Source organism: Nitrosospira sp. TNL200, assembly GCF_055386305.1.
This window is the reverse complement of the sequence record NZ_AP041003.1, coordinates 873,918-894,674: the sequence shown is the minus strand read 5'-3', so window position 1 is coordinate 894,674 and position 20,757 is coordinate 873,918. Positions and strand designations below refer to the sequence as shown.

The 20,757-nt window shown below is 56.8% G+C and carries 17 protein-coding genes; 9 read left to right on the top strand and 8 right to left on the bottom strand.

Annotated elements, in window-relative coordinates:
• Window positions 1–4: 4 nt before the first annotated feature.
• The 3 genes from rpsA to aroA all read right to left on the bottom strand — a co-directional run bounded on the left by rpsA (window position 5) and on the right by aroA (window position 4,145).
• Complete coding sequence (gene rpsA, locus ACZ5CE_RS04020; protein ID WP_464576465.1) at window positions 5–1,717, bottom strand: 30S ribosomal protein S1; 1,713 nt, start codon at window positions 1,715–1,717, stop codon at window positions 5–7.
• 322 nt (window positions 1,718–2,039) lie between these two features.
• A complete protein-coding gene (gene cmk, locus ACZ5CE_RS04015; RefSeq protein WP_464576464.1) occupies window positions 2,040–2,738 on the bottom strand; it encodes a (d)CMP kinase in 699 nt (232 codons plus the stop codon).
• A gap of 87 nt (window positions 2,739–2,825) precedes the next feature.
• Window positions 2,826–4,145 carry a 3-phosphoshikimate 1-carboxyvinyltransferase gene (aroA, locus tag ACZ5CE_RS04010; RefSeq protein ID WP_464576462.1) on the bottom strand — a complete coding sequence of 440 codons (1,320 nt, stop codon included), beginning with the start codon at window positions 4,143–4,145 and terminating at the stop codon, window positions 2,826–2,828.
• A gap of 563 nt (window positions 4,146–4,708) precedes the next feature.
• Here aroA and cysK point away from each other — a divergent pair.
• The 6 genes from cysK (at window position 4,709) to ACZ5CE_RS03980 (ending at window position 10,955) form a co-directional block, all read left to right on the top strand.
• Entirely contained in the window at window positions 4,709–5,680 is a 972-nt protein-coding gene (cysK, locus tag ACZ5CE_RS04005) for a cysteine synthase A (protein WP_464576461.1), read from the top strand.
• A gap of 28 nt (window positions 5,681–5,708) precedes the next feature.
• The gene (epsC, locus tag ACZ5CE_RS04000; RefSeq protein ID WP_464576459.1) at window positions 5,709–6,632 is read left to right on the top strand and encodes a serine O-acetyltransferase EpsC; all 924 of its coding nucleotides are present in this window, start codon (window positions 5,709–5,711) and stop codon (window positions 6,630–6,632) included.
• Window positions 6,633–7,275: 643 nt separating this feature from the next.
• Window positions 7,276–8,106: a tetratricopeptide repeat protein gene (locus tag ACZ5CE_RS03995; protein WP_464576457.1), complete on the top strand. Its 831-nt coding sequence runs from the start codon at window positions 7,276–7,278 to the stop codon at window positions 8,104–8,106.
• A 321-nt stretch (window positions 8,107–8,427) separates the two neighbouring features.
• Entirely contained in the window at window positions 8,428–9,843 is a 1,416-nt protein-coding gene (locus ACZ5CE_RS03990) for a dihydrolipoyl dehydrogenase (RefSeq protein WP_464576455.1), read from the top strand.
• Between the two features lie 163 nt (window positions 9,844–10,006).
• On the top strand, window positions 10,007–10,489 hold the full coding sequence (locus tag ACZ5CE_RS03985; RefSeq protein ID WP_464576454.1) for a hypothetical protein: 483 nt from the start codon (window positions 10,007–10,009) through the stop codon (window positions 10,487–10,489).
• 88 nt (window positions 10,490–10,577) lie between these two features.
• Entirely contained in the window at window positions 10,578–10,955 is a 378-nt protein-coding gene (locus ACZ5CE_RS03980; protein WP_464576452.1) for a SirB2 family protein, read from the top strand.
• Window positions 10,956–11,142: 187 nt separating this feature from the next.
• Here ACZ5CE_RS03980 and ACZ5CE_RS03975 read toward each other — a convergent pair whose 3' ends face one another.
• Window positions 11,143–11,550: a hypothetical protein gene (locus tag ACZ5CE_RS03975; RefSeq protein ID WP_464577571.1), complete on the bottom strand. Its 408-nt coding sequence runs from the start codon at window positions 11,548–11,550 to the stop codon at window positions 11,143–11,145.
• On the opposite strand from ACZ5CE_RS03975, the gene ACZ5CE_RS03970 reads away from it, so the two are divergent.
• The gene (locus ACZ5CE_RS03970) at window positions 11,529–13,853 is read left to right on the top strand and encodes a penicillin-binding protein 1A (RefSeq protein ID WP_464576450.1); all 2,325 of its coding nucleotides are present in this window, start codon (window positions 11,529–11,531) and stop codon (window positions 13,851–13,853) included. The two genes, ACZ5CE_RS03975 and ACZ5CE_RS03970, sit on opposite strands and share 22 nt — an antisense overlap.
• A gap of 64 nt (window positions 13,854–13,917) precedes the next feature.
• On the opposite strand, the gene hemB is transcribed toward ACZ5CE_RS03970, so the two are convergent.
• The 4 genes from hemB to ACZ5CE_RS03950 all read right to left on the bottom strand — a co-directional run bounded on the left by hemB (window position 13,918) and on the right by ACZ5CE_RS03950 (window position 18,023).
• Window positions 13,918–14,922 carry a porphobilinogen synthase gene (gene hemB / locus ACZ5CE_RS03965; protein WP_464576448.1) on the bottom strand — a complete coding sequence of 335 codons (1,005 nt, stop codon included), beginning with the start codon at window positions 14,920–14,922 and terminating at the stop codon, window positions 13,918–13,920.
• Window positions 14,923–15,079: 157 nt separating this feature from the next.
• Window positions 15,080–15,808: a ribosome biogenesis GTP-binding protein YihA/YsxC gene (gene yihA / locus ACZ5CE_RS03960; protein WP_464576446.1), complete on the bottom strand. Its 729-nt coding sequence runs from the start codon at window positions 15,806–15,808 to the stop codon at window positions 15,080–15,082.
• A gap of 417 nt (window positions 15,809–16,225) precedes the next feature.
• Window positions 16,226–17,032, bottom strand: coding sequence for a type III pantothenate kinase (locus tag ACZ5CE_RS03955; protein WP_464576444.1), 807 nt, complete (start codon window positions 17,030–17,032; stop codon window positions 16,226–16,228).
• A 1-nt stretch (window position 17,033) separates the two neighbouring features.
• Entirely contained in the window at window positions 17,034–18,023 is a 990-nt protein-coding gene (locus ACZ5CE_RS03950) for a biotin--[acetyl-CoA-carboxylase] ligase (protein ID WP_464576442.1), read from the bottom strand.
• A 265-nt stretch (window positions 18,024–18,288) separates the two neighbouring features.
• On the opposite strand from ACZ5CE_RS03950, the gene ACZ5CE_RS03945 reads away from it, so the two are divergent.
• Window positions 18,289–19,989, top strand: a complete 1,701-nt coding sequence (locus ACZ5CE_RS03945; protein ID WP_464576441.1) for a glutamine--tRNA ligase/YqeY domain fusion protein — start codon at window positions 18,289–18,291, stop codon at window positions 19,987–19,989.
• 414 nt (window positions 19,990–20,403) lie between these two features.
• The gene (trxA, locus tag ACZ5CE_RS03940) at window positions 20,404–20,730 is read left to right on the top strand and encodes a thioredoxin TrxA (RefSeq protein WP_464576439.1); all 327 of its coding nucleotides are present in this window, start codon (window positions 20,404–20,406) and stop codon (window positions 20,728–20,730) included.
• The last annotated feature ends 27 nt before the right edge of the window (window positions 20,731–20,757 follow it).

Genomic DNA, 20,757 nt, shown 5'->3' with positions numbered 1-20,757 from the left:
CCCTTTACTCTGTATTCTTGACATCCATCTTGGCTTTGAGCAGGGCGCCAAGGCTGGTTGTCCCGGCATTCGCGGAACTGTCTGCGGCCGCCTTTTGTATGGCGTCGGACTCTTCCAGCATGTCTTTCGCCTTGATGGAGAGATTGATGCCCCGGTTCTTGCGGTCGATGTTGATCACCATCGCTTCAACCGTGTCACCCTCCTTCAGATGGGAACGAATATCCTCCACCCGGTCGCGCGAGACCTCGGAAGCACGCAAGTAACCTTCGACATCGTTCTCCAGTGCAATCACCGCGCCCTTGGCATCGATCGATTTTACCGTCCCTTTCACGATGCTGTTCTTGTCATGCAAGGAAACGAAGCTGTTGAACGGGTCTCCCTCCAGCTGCTTGATTCCCAGTGAAATCCTCTCCCGCTCGACATCTATCGACAGCACCACGGCCTCGACTTCGTCACCCTTCTTGTAATTCCGCACCGCCTCCTCGCCCGGCTGGTTCCAGGAAAGATCGGACAAGTGCACCAATCCATCGATGCCACCCTGCAACCCGATGAAGACGCCAAAGTCGGTGATGGATTTGATCTGTCCGCGCACCTTGTCGCCTTTCTGATGATTCATCGCAAAGTCTTCCCAAGGGTTGACCTTGCATTGCTTCATGCCCAGGGAAATGCGCCGGCGTTCCTCGTCGATCTCCAGGATCATCACTTCCACTTCATCGCCCAGTTGCACCACTTTCGAGGGATAGACATTCTTGTTGGTCCAATCCATCTCGGATACGTGCACCAATCCTTCTATTCCCTGTTCGATTTCCACAAATGCGCCGTAATCGGTGAGGTTGCTGACCTTGCCGAACAGGCGGGTGTGCGGCGGGTAGCGCCGCGAGAGCCCCACCCACGGATCTTCGCTCAACTGCTTCATGCCCAGCGAAACCCGGTTTTTTTCCTGGTCGAATTTCAGTACCTTGGCGGTCACTTCATCGCCGACACTGATGACCTCGGATGGATGCTTGACACGGCGCCACGCGAGATCGGTAATATGCAGCAGGCCATCTATGCCGCCCAGGTCCACGAACGCGCCGTAATCTGTTATGTTCTTAACGATGCCCTTCACCACCGCGCCTTCGGTGAGGTTTGCAAGCAGCGACTGGCGGTCCGCTCCCTGGCTTTCTTCAAGCACCGCTCGCCGCGATACCACGACATTGTTGCGTTTGCGGTCGAGTTTGATGACCTTGAATTCCATCTCCTTGTTTTCATAAGGCGTCGTATCTTTAACCGGGCGAATGTCCACCAGGGAGCCAGGCAGGAAAGCGCGAATACCGTTGATCATTGCGGTCAGTCCACCCTTGACCTTGCCGCTTACCAGGCCCTTCACGATCGTGCCGCTTTCCATGGCTGCCTCGAGGTCATGCCAGGCTGTGAGGCGTTTGGCCTTGTCGCGCGACAGGCGGGTTTCGCCATAGCCATCCTCCAGCGCTTCGATGGCCACGCTTACGAAGTCGCCCGGCTTGACTTCTATTTCGCCCCGGTCATTTTTGAATTCCTCTACGGGGATGAAACTTTCCGATTTGAGGCCGGCATTGACGACAACAATGTTGTAGTCGACACGGACGACCTCGGCCGTGATGACTTCGCCGATTCGCATTTCCTGGCGGGAAAGGCTTTCCTCGAATAACGCTGCAAAACTTTCGGAAAAATCTGTAGCGGGGGATGCAATGCTCATTGTAAAAACCTGATTTTGTAACTCCATCGCGAAAAGCAGGATGGAGCGAGTAAGTTGATAACAACCGCTGTATTTTCCTCCTGGTGAGAAAGAAGGAAAAAGCGACGGCACGAATAAATCAATTTCCTGGAAAAACCATGATTGCCGCTATTAATAAATACCCAAGAACCCAAGTTTGGGCCGTTCTGGCTCGCGCCTCCAGCACCAACTGTCCCGGTAATCGCCGAACTGATGATTGCCGGCGCCCCGAATACCAGCTTTCCATTCGGAAACGAGATCGCCCGTCATTCCCGGAGTTGCAAGAGTTGGGGAGTTTCCGAAATTACGATGGCTTTGGGGCGCTCTTTGCACAGGCTTCCGCATACAGCTTCAATACGCTGTCGACCGCTTGCTGGATGTCGAGCGAAGTCGTATCGAGCAGATTTGCATCTGCGGCCAGTTGCAACGGCGCCACGCTGCGATTGGTATCGCGCGCATCACGGTCCCGTATATCCTGCAAAAGGGTGGCAATATTAGCATTGATTCCCTTGCCCATCAACTGTTTATAGCGCCTCTGCGCGCGTACTTCCGGGCTTGCGGTAAGAAATACTTTGAGCATCGCTTCAGGAAACACCATGGAGCCCATGTCGCGCCCATCCGCCACCAGCCCCGGACGCTTGCGAAATGCGCGCTGGCGGTCCAATAGGGCGCCTCTCACCCGCGGATAAGCAGCAACCCGCGATGCGCCATTGCTGCATGCTTCAGCCCGGATGTCATCCGCTACGTTTCGGTCTCCGAGGCGTATCTCCCCACCGGCAAAGGACACATCCAGATCCGCGGCAATCCCGCTCAATGCTTTTTCATCGTCCAGATCCACTTCCGACCGCATCGCGGCCAGCGCCACGAGGCGATAGAGCGAACCGCTATCGAGATAGTGGAACCCGAGCTTTTTTGCCACGAGCAACGCGACCGTGCCTTTGCCGGAAGCTGAAGGGCCATCGATCGCGATAACTGGAATACTGTTTTCTGCTTCTTCCGCCATTGATGATGCCTCGATGAATTTCCTGGTGGGGATTATGTTCCAGGGCCTGTTAACACTTGTTTCGCGCCCGTTGCTGCGAGACAAGTGTTAACAGGCCCTGGTAATTGCAGCGAACTTTTCAAAATATCCGGGAAAGGTCTTGGAAACACATCCTGGATCGTCGATGCGAACAGGCGCACCGAAGGACGCCAGCGAGAAGCACATCGCCATCCGGTGGTCGTCATAAGTCCCGATGGAGGCATGAGGTATGAATTGTCCCATGGGCGGCGGCTGAATGGTCAATGAATCCCGGCCTTCTTCCACCTTCGCACCCAGCTTGCGCAGTTCATGGGCGACAGCGGTCAGGCGGTCGGTTTCCTTGACCCGCCAACTGGCTATATTCCTGAGCTTTGTGGTTCCATTGGCGAACAGCGCCACCACGGCCAATGTCATGGCTGCATCGGGAATAGCGTTGCAGTCGAGATCGATAGCACGAAGGCGGCCGGATTCCGGCCCGCGCACCTCGATCCAGTCGCCACCCTTGTCGATTTGCGCACCCATCTGCTCCAGCGCATCCGCAAAGCGAACATCCCCCTGCAGACTCCCCTGCCCTATCCCCTCCACCTTCACCGGGCCTGTAGCAATGGCGCCCGCGGCAAGAAAATAGGAAGCCGAGGATGCGTCACCCTCCACCCGCATCTCGCCCGGACTGCGATAGCGTTGCCCTGAAGACAGGGTAAACCGGCGCCATTCCTCGCGCTCGATGGCAACGCCAAATCGGGCCATCAGGGCAAGCGTAATTTCGATATAAGGCCGGGAAATCAGCTCTCCCACCACGCTTATCGTCAGCGGGTTCCTCCTGGAGAACGAGCACAAGGGCAGCGCCATCAGCAGTCCTGTCAAAAACTGGCTGGATACATCTCCCCTGACCGTCACCCCGGTCGCGCGAATGTCGGCCGGCATGATTCGCAGCGGAGGAAAACCCTCCACCCCGCCATATGTTATATCCGCTCCCAACTGGCGTAACGCGTCCACCAGGTCGCCGATAGGCCTCTCATGCATTCGCGGCGAGCCCGAAAGACGATAGCGTCCCCCTGTCAGCGACAGAACGGCAGTCAGGGGGCGGAACACGGTTCCCGCGTTGCCCAGGAATAAATCGGCTTCCTCAACCGGGAAACGGAGCGGCGAGTGTCCTCCGATACCCTGGATTCGATAATCGTTTCCGCCTACCCTGCTGATCGAAACACCGAGAACCTCGAGTGCATCCAGCATCCGGGCGGTATCATCCGAGTCGAGCACATCGCGTATCAGCGTGGTCCCTTCCGCGAGCGCGGCAAGCAGCAGCACCCGGTTGGAAATGCTTTTCGAGCCGGGCAGCCGTACCACCCCTTCGGCGAACCTCGCCGCGGGCAAATCAAGAAAACTCATCACGCATTGCATCGGAAAAACTGGAATGCCGCCGTATTTATTGGCCGGGAGGCTTAGAAATGAGTCAAATCCGGTATTATAATCGACTCCGCATGGTTTCCCTATTTCCCTGCAGCCGCGTTCCAGGCCGGCAAACAAACCGCTGCCGTCAAACGCGCATCGCGCCATCCAGTGCGTTCTGGGCACGGCCTGAACATTCGCTTTGGGACTCTGTCAGAGTGTAGAATCTCGCGCTCATACCCGGCTGCACCACGGTTATCATTAAACTTAAATCCGGCAGATTGGACAGGGTGGAGTGTGCGGTTTTTGGAGTGCAGGGCAAGGCGCTGCCACGAGGAATGGCTATTCCATTCCAAGGAGTTGCAACACAGCCATGTGGTGCAAAAATCGCGTAATCCGCCTTGTAGCGAACTCACCATATAAGTGAACGTTAAAGTACTGCGGAAGTCTCTGTGGATCATGGCTCTAAACTGGAAATGTGCGGTCAACTGCCGGATTTAAGTTAAAGCCTCTACCATAAAAATCAAATTCGCGAATAAACCAGACACAAAGGAAGCTGCGGCATGCCGCGATGGTTCAAGGATAACTCGCAGTCGATCGGAAATACGCCACTGGTCCGGCTGAATCGCGTGACCGATGGCGCCCCCGCAGTTGTGCTGGCCAAAATCGAGGGACGCAATCCCGCCTATTCGGTCAAGTGCCGCATAGGGGCATCGATGGTCGATGACGCCGGGCAACGCGGGCTCCTTGGCGATGGAAAAGAACTGGTGGAACCTACGAGCGGCAATACCGGTATTGCCCTGGCCTCTGTTGCTGCGGCGCGTGGCATCCCGCTGACCTTGACCATGCCCGAAGGCATGAGCATGGAACGCCGCAAGCTGCTTTCCGCTTATGGCGCAAAACTGGTTTTGACTGAAAGCGCAAGAGGCATGGGGGGGGCAGTGGCGAAAGCCGAGGAAATTGTCGCTTCCAATCCCGGCCGTTACGTCCTGCTCCAGCAGTTTACCAATCCGGCCAATCCGGCCATCCACGAGCGAAGCACCGGGCCCGAGATCTGGAACGATACCGATGGGTCGATCGATATTTTTATTGCCGGCGTGGGTACGGGAGGAACCATGACGGGAGTATCGCGGTATATCAAGCACACCAGGAAAAAAGCGATCTGCTCGGTTGCTGTCGAGCCCTCGGCGAGCCCGGTGCTGACGCAACACCGCGCTGGCGAAGCCCTGAAGCCGGCTCCCCACAAGATTCCGGGAATAGGCGCGGGCTTCCTGCCTGCAAATCTGGATCTCGCGCTCGTAGATGATATCCAGCAGGTCAGCAATGAGGAAGCGGTGCAATATGCGCGCCGCCTCGCGCGGGAAGAAGGCATCATCTCGGGAATCTCCTGCGGAGCGGCGGTCGCCGTGGCGGCAAGATATGCCAGGCATCCGGACAATGCGGGTAAAACGATTGTCGTCATCCTGCCGGACTCCGGAGAGCGATATCTAAGCTCTATCCTTTTTGAGGATCAGCTCACAGGAAACGTTCCATAGCATGACCCGTAGACGGCAAAGGAGCGATATGCCATTGAAAGGCGCAAGTTTACAGATTGACGCTGTAGTTTCCCAGCTACGGGAGCTACGGGTGAAATCGCTGGAGAGCCGGCAAAGGCGGAACAAGCCACCCAAGCTTCCCTCGCGGAAAGTGCTGATTGGCGTGGCGGATGGCCTGCGCGCCATATTGTTTCCCAACCGGCTCGGTTTGCCGGAGCTCACCAACGAAAGCGTGGATTATTACGTCGGGTACATGCTGGATGTCACGCTTCGGGAATTGCTGGCGCAAGTGCGCCGCGAGCTGCGCTTTGTTTCTGGCCTCGAAACCATCAGCGATCAGGACCAGGAACAGGCCTTTGCCCTCATCAAGGCTTTTGCGCAGCGCCTGCCGCATATTCGCAGCCTGCTCGAAAGCGACATCCAGGCAGCCTACGAGGGCGATCCTGCAGCCCGGAGCATCGATGAAGTCCTGGTTTGCTATCCCGGCATCACCGCAATCACGCATTATCGCCTGGCACACGAGCTTTATCGCCTGGGCGTTCCCCTGATTGCACGCATGATTTCCGAAATCGCCCACTCCGCTACCGGTATCGAGATCCATCCGGGGGCGCAGATCGGAGGAAGTTTTTTTATCGATCACGGAACTGGCGTAGTCATCGGGGAAACCGCCATCATAGGCGAGCATGTCCGTCTCTACCAGGCGGTAACGCTCGGCGCCAAGCGCTTCCCCGTGGACGAGCATGGCGCGCTGGTAAAAGGCAATGCGCGCCACCCTATCGTGGAAGATGATGTCATCATTTATGCGGGAGCAACCATACTCGGCCGCATCACCATAGGCCGGGGCTCGACCATCGGCGGCAACGTCTGGCTTACTCGCAGCGTACCGCCGGGCAGCGCCATTTCGCAGGCGCAAATACGCAACGAAGTATACGATGGCGGCGCGGGAATCTAGGGAAGCGCTGAACAAATCCTCGCTGAGTGCGTTGCTGGTAAAATCGGGATGATCATAAGAAGACGCGCGACGCAGGTCGTAGCTGGGACTACGATGCCAGGGAGCGCAACGCGATGGCTCCCCAGAGCGTGGCCCGAGGGCCCCCGCGAAGCGGGGATCGGGCAGCGGCGGGGATGCTTCGACCGCACCACAGTTTTGCTGGGGCGCAGGCATCCCGCTACGGGGTCGCATCTTCCTTTCGGAAGACACTGTTCCGCCCTGCGCGGTCGCACCATTCGCGTCGTCGCCTTTCGCGCATCCCATCCCACAAAGCCACCGCCGCGCCAGCGGAGTTTTATTCAGCGCTTCCCTAGGCCCCGCGCTATTTCCGTTGCTATATCAAAAAACACATAAAAAGAATATCATGGCGGAAACAGATTGGTGCTTGTCCGGTCCGCAAAGTCACTATGCGGATAGCGCAGATAACTGGAATATTTGCCGTCTTAAAGCAGAATAGCAGGACCGGTGGAGTATCATGCCCAGGAAATGTATCAAGTGCGGAAGTGAAAAGACGCACGGATCTCGCGTCAGAAGCGGCGAGCGCACCGCTGCGATGTGGTTTCGGAAACCCATACGCTGCAGGGAATGCAAGGAACGCTTCTGGGTGCCTAACCCGAACGCCTATATTGCAACGGCATCCTTGCTGGGTGTGGGGGGACTGCTGGTTGGGGTCATCTGGCTCGTAATCACCAATAACATCGACGAGTACTACGGCTCCATGACCGACGTGGCGGAAGTAGCGGATTCCCCAGCCGAGCCGGGAAAATCGGCCGACGCCGCCAAAAAGCCGCTACCCGCCGCTCCCTCAAAGCAGTTAAGCCCGGGATACGTCACAGGTTCGAAATCGCCCGATGGCGCCGATATCTCCATGGGAGAAAGAAAATCGCAGGACTCTCCAAAAACAGACAAGGTGGATGACCCCCACTTCGCAGTGCAGCTATATGAGGAAAGCGCTGAAAATGGGGATAGCGATGCGCAGTACAAGCTCGGGCTTCTGTATCTCACCGGCAATGGAGCGCTGCAGGATTTTGCCGAAGCTGCGAAATGGCTCAAGCTTGCAGCGGAACAAGGCTACGCCCTGGCGCAATATGAGCTGGGGCTCATCTATCGCAGCGGACACGGACTTGCCGCCGATCCGGTGCAGAGTTATGTCTGGCTGAACCTGGCCGCCGCCGCGGGCGTGCAGCAGGCGATGGGCGCGCGCGATGACGTCATGCGCTCCCTCAACACCCGTCAACTGGCGCAGGCGCAAAAAATTTCCCGCGACTGGCTGGCTTCAAAAACGAAATCCAGGCCATCCAGCGCCGGAAAATTAGCCAGATCAGCCGGGAGCGCCGGCCCGGACGGACGGAAAGCGCCGCCGCGAAACCAAACCGGCTCCGGTGGCCAGGCCGGCTCCGCCCCGCCGGTAATGGAGACTGCGCCGCAGGAATAGCAAACCGTACCATTCGCCGTGCGACCGTGTGATCGTGTGACACTGCGGCACGACGCGCAGCAATTAAATTACCACCGGCAAAGCCGGTGGTTTATTGGGTGAACCCCTCAAAGGGGTCTCAAAACCGTGAGCCGCTTCGCGGCGCAGTGAGGCGTACAGCTCCAAAGTTGATCTCTCTTGCAAACATTACTTCGATCATAGGGCCTCTCCAGTTCCATGCACCGATTCAAAACCATCTCCGACCGACGCAAAGGTCAAACCTTTCGGAGTCCCCCGGCAAAGCCGGGGGTTTACCTCACTTAATTAGCCAGGAAAAACCGAATGAGCAACGTACTGGACGTCATTATCGTGGGGGGTGGAACGGCAGGCCTTTCCGCCTTGCGGGAAGTCGGAAAACGCACCAGCAATTTCGTCATCATCAATGATGGTCCATGGGGCACAATCTGCGCCCGGGTAGGCTGCATGCCTTCCAAGGCTCTCATCGAAGCGGCCAATGCCTTTCACCACCGTAACCGCTTCGCCGAATTCGGCATCCGGGGGGCGGAAAATATCACGATCGATATTGCGGCGGTACTTCAGCGCGTACGAAAGCTCAGGGATGGATTCGTCGCAGGCACGCTGAAAGCAACGAGCGACCTGGGAGAACGCGCCATATCCGGCCGCGCGCGATTGCTGGGCGTGGGAAGGCTGGAAGTAAACGGACGCATACTCCATGCGCGCAGCATCATCCTTGCTACCGGGTCCCGTCCCGTGATCCCCGGACAATGGCAGGCGCTCGGCGGAAGGCTGCTGACCACGGATACCCTATTCGAACAGGAAACCCTGCCTTCCCGCATGGGAGTGCTGGGCCTGGGGCCTGTCGGCGTGGAGATGGCACAGGCACTTTCGCGGCTTGGCATCAACGTAAGCGCGTTCAGCAAAGGCGAAAATATCGCCAGATTGAGCGATCCCGAGGTCAATGCCATCGCGGTGGATCTTCTGGGCAGGGAATTTTCATTGCTGACGGGCGAGAAGGCGGATCTCCGGATGGACAACGATCAATTGCAGGTAAGCACGAACGGCAGCGATATCGCCTGCGACAGCGTTCTCGTCGCGCTCGGGCGGCGCCCCAATATTGATGGCCTGGGGCTTGAAACATTGGGGGTCGAACTCGACGAACACGGACTGCCCCCTGTGGATCCCGACACCATGCAAATAACCGATCTGCCAGTTTTTCTGCCGGGAGATGCCAACCGCCAGGCTCCAATCCTGCACGAAGCGGCGGATGGAGGGTACATAGCCGGAATTAACGCCATGCGCCCCACGCCTTTCAGCTTCCAGCGGCGAGCCCCCCTGGCAATCATTTTTTCCGAGCCTGGCATCGCCATCGTGGGAAAGCGCTTCGAGTCGCTGGACAGCCGACGCATACTGACCGGGACGGTGCGTTTCGAAAAACAGGGGCGGGCCCGCATAGCGCAGCGCAACCACGGCATTCTCCGCCTGTACGCGGACCGGGAGAACGGCCGGCTGCTTGGGGCAGAAATGGCTGCGCCTGCGGCCGAGCATATGGCGCACCTGCTGGCGCTTGCCATCGACCGGTCCCTTGCCGTGCAGGATATGCTGCGCCTGCCTTTTTATCATCCGACTCTCGAAGAGGGCTTGCGTACGGCTCTACGAGAGATATCCTCGCAATTGCCGCCATGCAGCGAATCCGATCTCGCTGCGTGTGAACCCCTGCGCGTCGAGGCGCTGGAGTAGCGCCGGACTTCTCCCCGCAAAACCGCCGTTGCGCCAGCGGAGATTTATTCAACGCTTCCTTGACCCTGCAGTGAATTCCACGGATGAAGCCGAGTCCAAGTTTGGGAAGTGATATCGCTCGCCAGCATGGCGGCCAAACAAAATTGTGAAGGACCGTACTGTAATGAATGAGTTTGCCTTTGCCCGGGTATTGCACGTGTTGGGAGTCGTGCTGTGGATAGGTGGCGTAGCCATGGTCACCACTGTATTGCTTCCCACCATATCGAAAATGCGCTCCGCCGAGGAGCGCACGGATTTTTTCGGACGAATCGAACGCCGCTTTGCCGCCCAGGCGCGCTTTACCACCCTGCTGGTCGGCCTGAGCGGGTTTTACATGGTCTATTTGCTGGATGCCTGGGACCGCTTCACCGAGCTGCGCTTCTGGTGGATGCATGCCATGGTGCTGGTGTGGCTGATATTCACCCTGGTGCTGTTCATCGCGGAGCCGTTGGTGCTGCGCAAGAAGATACAAAAATCGGTCGCGGATAATGCAGAAAATTCGGTTTCATCGGCCCAGCGCATGCACTGGATACTGCTAAGCCTGAGCCTTGTCGCCGTCGCCGGCGCGGTGGCCGGCAGCCATGGCTGGATGCCCGGCGGAAATTAAGGGTGTGTTTCGGACCTTGCCCTCACGCTTTTTCGCACGGCAACGCGAGCGGGAAACAAGTATTAACAGGCTCTAGGAAACCTGGCGTATGAGTTACGCAGCAATAAAAATGATCCATGTCGGCAGCGTCATTGTCAGCTACCTGCTGTTTTCATTGCGCAGCATATGGATGCTGCAGGAGTCTGCTGCCATGCAGCGACGCTGGGTAAAGGTCATGCCGCATGTGGTGGACACGGTACTGCTGGCCAGTGCCATCACGCTCGCCATCAGAATCCACCAGGACCCGATTCACGACTCCTGGCTCAGCGCGAAGGTCGGGGGATTGCTGCTTTACATCGTTCTGGGCATGATGGCATTGAAGTATGGAAAAACCCGCAAGACGAGAATCCGGGCATTGATAGCGGCCCAGGCTGTCTTTCTGTATATCGTGCTGGTCGCGCTTACGAAAAACCCCTTGCTGTTCTAATCGGCAATTTCATCCCTCATTTTTATTCATACGGAATTCCTTTCTTCCCGCCTGCTTTGTATCCGTGGCACCCAGGCATCAAAATACAAGGAAGATCCTGAACAAGACCCCATTGCTGCCAACCGGATGACTGATGCACACTCCCGCGGGTGAATCCCGCCATTCGTACCCTTTCCGGCGCCAGTCTTTATAATTGCAATATAATTGCAATGCCAATGCAGTTGTATTGCTCAAGAAAAACACAGACCAAATCCTGGCTGGCGCAGCGATGGCTTTGCGGGATGGGATGGGCGAAAGGGGGCGAAGCGCAATGGTCATTCCATTCCAGGGAGTGGCAACACAGCCATGTGCCACAAAAATCACGCAATCCGCCTTGTAGCGGACTCACCATGGATGAACGTCGAGTTACAGCGGAAAGTCTTTGCGGATCATGTCTCCAAACCGGAAATGAGCGGCCAGCAGCCGGATTTGGGTTCATATTTATCTTCGCCCCTTTCACGAGATTGAACCCCGGCTTGCTATAATTGCGCGCATGTTCCTGTTGATCTTCTTTACTGCTCGCTTCACAAGCTGATGCGCCCGTTGATCTATTCACTCGCCGCGCTTCTCGCATTGGGCTTGTTCGTTGCTCTCCTCGTTGTTTTTGCGGCGATGGTAACGGTTCCTTCGCTGCCCTCGCTCGAGACACTGACGGATTATCGGCCCAAGATTCCCCTACGGGTATATAGCGCCGAAGGCCTGCTGATCGGAGAATTCGGCGAAGAGCGCAGGGAGGTGGTCAAGATCAGCGCAGCACCCGCACAGTTGAAGCAGGCGATCATCGCCGCGGAAGACGACCGGTTCTACCAGCACGGCGGGGTCGACTATATCGGCATACTGCGTGCCGCCTATTCGAACTTCACCTCGGGAGGGGTAAGGCAAGGCGCCAGCACCATAACGATGCAGGTGGCACGGAATTTTTTTCTGACGAAAGAAAAAACACTCACCCGAAAATTCAGCGAAGCGCTGCTGGCGTTCAAGATCGAGCACAGCTTGAGCAAGAACGAAATACTCGAACTCTACTTCAATCAGATCTATCTCGGGCAACGCGCATACGGCTTTGCCGCCGCCGCCCAGGTTTACTTCGGAAAATCCCTGCAGCAGCTCAGCCTTGCCGAAGCAGCGATGCTTGCGGGCTTGCCCAAAGCCCCATCGCGCTTCAATCCGGTAGTCAATCCCAAGCGTGCCAAAACACGTCAGCTTTATGTTCTGCGGCGCATGCAGGAGCTGGGCTATATTTCCAAAGAAGAGTTCAAGCTGGCGGAAGACCAGCCGCTGCATGTCAAGCGCGAATCGCAGGAATTTCCAATGAAGGCCGAGTATATCGCCGAGATGGCCCGCCAGGCAGTCTACGACCGATATCAGGACGCAACCTACAGCAAGGGATTCAGGGTCTACACCACGGTAAGGAAATTCGACCAGGATGCGGCGTACCAGGCGGTGCGTGAGGGAGTGATCGACTATGACCGGCGGCATGGATATCGCGGCCCTGAAGCGGTGCTCGAATTACCCGCCGCCACCTCGAACCGGGATGAGATACTTGAAGACGCGCTCACGGAAGTGGCCGACAGCGATGATCTTCTTGCTGCCGTGGTGCTTGCCGCCGACCCCAAGCTGGTCAAGGCCTACCGCAAAGGCGGAGAGATCATCGAAATAAGCGGCGACGGTCTCAAATTCGCCCAGAAATTCCTGGGGAACAAGGCGAACAAGAAGCATATCCGTGCGGGCTCCCTGATTCGCATACGGAAGAACGACACAGGATGGCAAATCGCGCAGCTCCCCCAGGTCGAGGCAGCGCTGGTATCCATCAATTCCAGTGACGGTGAGATTCGCGCCATGATTGGCGGGTTCGATTTCAATCGCAGCCAGTTCAACCATGTCACCCAGGCCTGGCGCCAGCCGGGTTCGAGTTTCAAGCCCTTCATCTACTCCGCCTCGCTGGAAAAGGGCTTTACTCCCGCAACGATCATCAATGACGCGCCCCTTTCTTTTACCGCGGAGGAAACTGGAAGCGAACAGTGGGACCCTAGAAACTTCGATGACAATTACGACGGCCCCCTGCGCATGCGGGTGGCGCTAGCAAAATCCAAGAACCTGGTGTCGATTCGCATCCTTCAGGCCATTGGGGTGCAATATGCCCAGGATTACATCGCCCGTTTCGGGTTCGATCCAAAGCTCCATCCGCCCTATCTGTCCATGGCGCTGGGCGCGGGTTCGGTTACGCCGATGCAGATGGCCGTCGGATATGCCGCTTTCGCCAATGGAGGGTTCCGGATAGTGCCCTATTTCATCCAGCGCATAGAAGATGAAAAAGGCAACGTACTGGTGCAATCGGAACCGGCGGTCGCCGGGCAGAATGCCAAGCAGATCATCGATCCGCGTAACGCGTTTCTCATGACCAGCATGATGCAGGACGTGGTGCAGCGCGGCACTGCAACCAGGGCCAAGCAGTTGGGCCGCAACGATCTGGCGGGGAAAACCGGCACCACGAACAACCACGTCGACGCCTGGTTTTGCGGCTACCAGCCGGATCTGGTAACCATCTCGTGGATTGGTTTCGATAATCCGAGGCCACTGGGCGACAAGGAAACCGGCAGCCATGCCGCGCTGCCCATGTGGATAAGTTACATGGGCAAGGCTTTGAAAGACGTTCCCGTGGCGAAAATCACCCCTCCCCCGGGAGTGGTCACAGCCAAAATCAATCCTGAAACCGGACTGCGGGACGCAGCCGGCACCGTGACCGAACAATTTCTCGAGGAGCAGTTGCCGCCCGAGCAGTTGCCGCCCGAACCCGAAAACAAGCTAGAAGACGTGATCAGATCGACAGAGGATATAATCAGGGAATTTTTCTCGCACTAAACCCGGATATCGCCGCATCGGGCGCCACCAGCCACACCCCTCTGCAGGGATTTGCCAGGATGATTCAGCGCGCCGCCAGCCATCTTGCCGCATCCATCGCATAATAGGTGAGGATGCCATCCGCCCCCGCCCGCTTGAATGCCAGCAGCGCTTCCAGCACGCAACTTTGCTCATCCAGCCATCCATTTTGCGCCGCTGCCTTGAGCATCGCATATTCCCCGCTGACCTGGTAGACGAAAGTGGGTGCCCCGAACCGATCTTTCACGCGGCGGACGATATCGAGATAGGGCATGCCCGGCTTGACCATGATCATGTCAGCGCCTTCCTCCAGATCGAGCCCCACCTCCCATAGCGCCTCATCCGAATTGGCGGGATCCATCTGGTAGGTATACTTGTTTCCCGAACCCAGGTTCGCGGCGGAGCCTACAGCATCCCGGAACGGCCCATAGAAACTCGATGCGTATTTGGCGGCATAGGCGAGAATGCGCGTGTGAATGCATTCGTGATCTTCCAGCATGGCGCGAATCGCTGCCACACGCCCATCCATCATGTCCGAAGGCGCCACCACGTCCGCCCCGGCCTGAGCATGTATCAGCGCCTGCTGCGCCAGCGCCTTTACCGTTTCATCGTTCAGCACGTATCCCTGGCGGTCGATGAGTCCATCCTGGCCATGACTGGTGTAGGGGTCCAGCGCGACGTCGGTAATGATGCCCAATTCGGGAAAATGCTTCTTGAGCTGTCCCACCGCCTTGGGCACCAGGCCTTCCGGGTTGAGCGCTTCGGACGCGGCAAGATCTTTCAGGCCCGTGTCGATTACGGGAAAAAGAGCCATGGCAGGTATGCCAAGCTCCAGGCAGCTTTCCGCACGGCGCATCAGCAGGTCGAGAGTCTGCCTTACCACGCCGGGCATCGACAGCACCGGCTCCTCACGTTTTTCCCCATCCAGCACGAATACCGGGTAGATCAGGTCATCGGCATGCAATCTGCTTTCCCGCATCAAACGGCGGGAAAATCCATCGCGGCGCATGCGCCGCATTCTCCTTTGGGGAAACTGGCTGAAAGCTGACATATTAATGATTTGAAATTAATGACTTGGAAATAACCACTAAAATTTTACAGTAAATATTCAAAAATCCGGGAACTTGTACTCGAATTGCTTATCTTACTTACAGACGTTGCTTGATTGTCTCCCGCTTTTCCTCCCTGAGCGGGTACCTTAATCCCTATTAAGGTAGTTTGCCCCCGGTTTTATTCCCCTTTAACCGGGGGTTTTTTATGCCCGCTATTCCTGGATCGGCATCCTCTGGGTTTTTCGCGTTTTTCGTTTCCAGTCTATGCGAATCTCCGGTCCGTGAAAGCGAATCCAGTCCGAGCCACGCGCCAAGAACCGAAGCCGCCTGGTCCACTCCCTCGCGCGTCATGCTGGAAAATAATTGTACGCTGCATTGCGGATAAGTTTCACGCAGCGATTGCGTTACGCCATGGAGCACCTTTCCCGCCTGCTGCCGCGAGAGTTTATCCGATTTCGTGAGCAGCGCGTGCACCGGCTTGCCGGTTTCGGCAAACCAGGCCAGCATTTGCCGGTCCAGCGGCGTCAGTGGATGCCGCACATCCATTATGAGCACCAGTCCATGAAGAGATTCCCGCGTCCTGAGGTAGGTGCCAAGCAGATGCTGCCAATGCTCGCGGATTTCCGCAGGGACTTTTGCGTAGCCATACCCCGGCAGATCCACGAGAAAGCCTCCACGTCCCAGGCGGAAAAAGTTGATGTGCTGCGTCCGGCCAGGCGTTTTGCTCACGAAAGCCAGTCTCCCACGATTGGTCAGTGAATTGATGGCGCTGGATTTGCCCGCGTTCGACCGTCCCGCGAACGCAATCTCGATACCGGCTGGAGGCGGCAGGTCCCGCAAGCGATTGACGGTGGTAAAAAAGGTTGTGGGGTGAAAAACCGACATGATCATTGGTCCAACTCGGCGAATAGCAGGAAAAATAGGGGGAATCCGTTCTTCAGCCAGCATCAGGCTTAAGGAAGCGCTGAATAAATCTCCGCTGGCGCGGCGGTGGCTTCGCGGGATGGGATGCGCGAAAGGCGACGACGCGAATGGTGCGACCGCGCAGGGCGGAGCAGTTTCTTCCAGAGGAAGATGCGACCCCGTAGCGGGCTGCTGGCGCCCCATGTATACTTTGGCGCGCTCTGGCATCCCCGCCGCTGCCCGATCCCCGCTTCGCGGGGGCCCTCGGGCCACGCTCTGGGGAGCCACTGCGTTGCGCTCCCTGGCATCGTAGTCCCGGCTACGACCTTCGTCGCGCGCCTTATGATCATCCCGATTTTACCAGCAACGCCGCTCAGCGAGGATTTATTCAGCGCTTCCTTAGATCTCCGAAACAGCAGCTGGCGTTTCCCGGGCAATTATCCTGAGACCATCGAGCACCAGGCTATCTATCACCACGGTGGTGGCATCGAGCCGTGCCTGAAGTTGCTGCGCCGCGCCGCCGCTGAGAATGCAATCGGGTACGCGCCCCAGCGTAGCTGCAAGAATCGCGACCATGCGATCCACCGCCCCGGCCATTGCGAGCAACGCGCCCGTGTACATGGCATCCTCGGTGCGATCGGGATACTCGCAAAACTTTCCATTTCCCTGTTCCAGGGCAGCGGTATTTTCAATCAATGCTTTTTGCATCAGGGCAAGGCCAGGTGTGATGATTCCTCCGAGAAACTCTCCAGTGTCGGAAAGCGTATCGACAGTCATGGCGGTGCCTGCGTCAACCACAAGGCAACCCTGGCGCTGCAGCTCCCACGCAGCGATGAGCGCAGCCCACCTGTCGCAACCAAGCTGCGAGGGCTCTGCATAATAGTTGCGCACTCCGCACTGGTATGCGGCAGCGGTAATCCATCGAGGTTCCGCCTGCCAGCGGCGGAATGATCTGGATAGCTCTTCCGCGACCCTGGCTCCGCCCACGTGGGACACCATGATCTGGACCGGTTCCTCCATATCCCCCCATTCCTTGTCCAGCAGCACCAGTCCATCCTTCGCTTCCGTTGTCCCCGCCGTTCCCTCCGGAACCTGCGCCACCTCCGCGGCCCCCTGCCTTACCCAGTCCTGTCCATCATGCAGGCCCCACTGAATTCGCGTATTGCCGGAATCAACTGCCAGCAGAAGAGGTAAGGATGATTTCATTTCAAAATGCCCTCCGTAGCGTAATTTCGCCACCGCTATAGCGGTGGATTCCCGATGATGCCGACAGAAGCAGCGACCCGTCATCCGCCACGCCTTTTACCGTGCCCTCCCTGCTCGAACCATCAGGCAGATGAAGCATCACGGCTTTATGTTCGTAGGCATGGCGGCTTATCCACTCTTCCTTGAAGGATGCGAAGCCGAATTGCTCGAATTCCCTTAACGCCCGGGATAGCTCCATCATCAGCGCAGCGAGCATTCTGTTGCGATCCGGCATCCTGCCAGCCATGGAAAACACATCTGTCGTACCCTGGGGGATGTTCGCCCGCACCTTGTCCGACAATCTCAGGTTCATGCCGATCCCGATCACTGCAACGGCAGGGCCCAGCATGTCGCCCTGCAATTCGATCAATACGCCGGCAAGCTTGCAGAAATTGAATATCACATCGTTTGGCCACTTCAGGGTAGCGCCTTGCACCCCGACGGATTCGAGCGCGCGCAGGATGACAACCCCGGTTGCCAGGCTCAAGCCTGACAGGAAGCTCGCGCCCTGGGGAAACCGCCACAACAAGGAAAATGTAAGGCTATCCCCCAGGCCGGAATGCCACTTCCGTCCATGGCGTCCCCGTCCGCCAGTTTGCAATTCCGCCGCCACCACCTGAATGCGATCGCTCTTTGCATTCAATTCCGCTGCGGCCCTGTGCTGTAAAAAAGTATTCGTCGACTCGACGCTATCCAGCACTTCGAGGGCAAAGGCATCCGATTGCGATCCGAGGTATTCCAGGATCAGGTCTCGCTCCAGCCATTGCATCGGTTCGCTCAACCGGTAACCCCGGCCATGGATTTTATATACCGTCAGCCCCACTTCATCCAGTCCGCGCAAGGCGTTCGACACGCTGCTTCGCGAGATACCGTGATTTTCGGCAATGGCCGCGCCCGAATGGAATTCGCCATCGTTCAACGTGCGCAAAATGGAAAACGTCAACGGCTTCATGTTAACCAGTTTAGTGCAAATACCGCCGGCTGCCTCGCCGCGACACTCGACTATGGAGAAGTAAGCTCGAAACAGGTTATTGCAGCATTGTAGGCCAGGGTTAACGCAGCGCAACCCGACATTCCAGCATAAAATTGCTATGCATCGGTTTCGAAAAACATCCACTCTATTGGAAAAGCAAGCTCAGAGTAAATTTTTACGAAAGTGATTCCCACTATAATAGTCCGAACAGCAAGGAGCATCTCATGACACCCAAGAGGATAACTTGAAACACGAACCTGCAGCCAACAGCCCAGTTGCTTCCAACTTCATCCGCAGCATCATCGAGGAAGACAATCGCTCAGGCAAATGGAATGGACGGGTGGAAACCCGCTTTCCCCCGGAACCGAACGGCTATCTTCATATCGGTCATGCCAAAAGCATTTGCCTGAATTTCGGCATTGCCCGTGACTACCACGGCAAGTGCCATCTGCGATTCGATGATACCAATCCCGAAAAGGAAGAGCAGGAATATGTGGACTCCATCATCGAGTCGGTCAAGTGGCTCGGCTTCGACTGGGGCGATTGCATGCATTATGCTTCGGACTATTTCGACAAGCTATATCAATTCGCCGAATACCTCATCACCCGCGACAAAGCCTATGTCGACAGCCTGACAGCCGATGAAATCCGCGACTTCCGGGGCACGTTGACCGAAAGCGGACGCAACAGTCCCTACCGGGATCGAAGCATCGAGGAAAACCTGGGCTTGTTCCACCGCATGAAAGCCGGCGAATTCCCTGATGGAACGCATGTCCTGCGCGCCAAAATCGATATGAGCGCTCCGAACATCAATCTTCGCGATCCCGTCATCTACCGGATTCGCCGGGTCTGGCACCACCGGACCGGAGACAAATGGTGCATCTACCCGATGTACGACTATACCCACTGCATTTCCGATTCGCTGGAGAAAATAACCCATTCCCTGTGCACCCTGGAATTCGAAGATCACCGTCCGCTCTATGACTGGACACTCGACCAGTTGAGCGACGCACTTCCCTGCCATCCGCAACAGATCGAATTTGCGCGGCTGAACCTTACCTATGCCGTCATGAGCAAGCGCAAGCTGATCGACCTTGTGGAGAATCACCTGGTCGATGGCTGGGACGACCCGCGCATGACCACCCTGGCGGGCCTGCGGCGCCGCGGCTACACCCCCCAATCCATCCGTCTCTTCGCCGAGCGCATTGGCATCAGCAAGGCAGATTCATGGATAGACATGGGCGTGCTGGAGGACTGCCTGAGAGAGGATTTGAATGAGCGCGCGCCCCGGCGCGTTGCCGTTCTCGATCCGCTGAAAGTCGTGATCGACAATTTTCCCGAAAATGCGGAAGAAGACTGCCTCGCGCCGAATCACCCGCAAAAGCCCGAGTGGGGAACCCGCACCCTGCCCCTCACGAAGACCGTCTATATCGAACGCAACGACTTCATGGAAACGCCATCCAAGGGCTATTTCCGCCTCTCTCCCGAAAAGGAGGTACGGCTTCGTTATGCTTATATCATAAAATGCACTGGCGTCATAAAAGATGCCAATGGCGAAATCGTGGAAATCCACTGCACTTATGATCCCGATACCCGGAGCGGCACGGCGGGCGCGGAAACACGCAAGGTCAAGGGCAATATCCACTGGCTCTCCGCGGAACACGCCGGGAAGGCGGAAGTGCGGCTTTACGATCGCCTGTTCGCGCACCCCTATCCCGATGCCGGCGGGCGGGATTACAAGGAAGCACTCAACCCCGATTCCAAACACATCATCAGCGCGCTGGTGGAATCCTCGCTGGATCAGCCGCAACCGGAAGAGCACTTCCAGTTCGAGCGCCACGGGTACTTCATCGCGGACAACAAGGATTCGATGCCGGGCAAACCCGTATTCAACAGAGGAGTCACGCTTCGGGATTCCTGGGGAAAATCGGGGGAAACCCGGTAGTTTCCTGCATCAGTTCAAACCGGAGATGCATTTCATCCTGTCTGCAGCAGCTGTTGATCCGGCCAGAAAATGCCATGAACACGTCATCCGGGGCTTGACCCTGGATCCAGCCCCAAGCCAGCAAAGCACTCTCCTCAATATGGTTGAAGTCGTACAAATCATCCGCTACAAGACTGGATAGTTATTGTTCTCTACAATTGGTGCAATGAACTCTTCCCTTTCTCGTCTTTTTTCGCTAGCATACTGCATACTGAACATGAGGAACTCCGCAATAGAAATATCAGGCATGCGGGAATGATCCTGTTAATTTTGAGAATCGGCTTTCCGGTTCCGAGTTGTCTCTGAAAGCGGTTTTGGGTACTCAGCCTTGCCGCCTCGCCCAACTAAATACATCAACCTTTGAATGAGAGCCTAATGAGCCAGCACATCCATCACGTTTCCGACGGAACTTTTGAATCCGAAGTATTGCAGGCAACTGCGCCGGTGCTGGTGGATTACTGGGCTGAATGGTGCGGTCCATGCAAGATGATTGCTCCCATCCTGGATGAAGTGGCGCAGGAATACGGGGATCGCCTCAAGATCGCCAAGCTGAATATCGACGAGAATCAGGCCACGCCGCAGAAATATGGCATTCGCGGCATACCCACGCTTATGCTGTTCAAGAATGGAAATATCGAAGCAACCAAGGTCGGTGCGCTATCCAAATCCCAATTGACCGCGTTTATTGACAGCCATATCTAAACCCGTTAATCTTATAGTCAAGCCTCC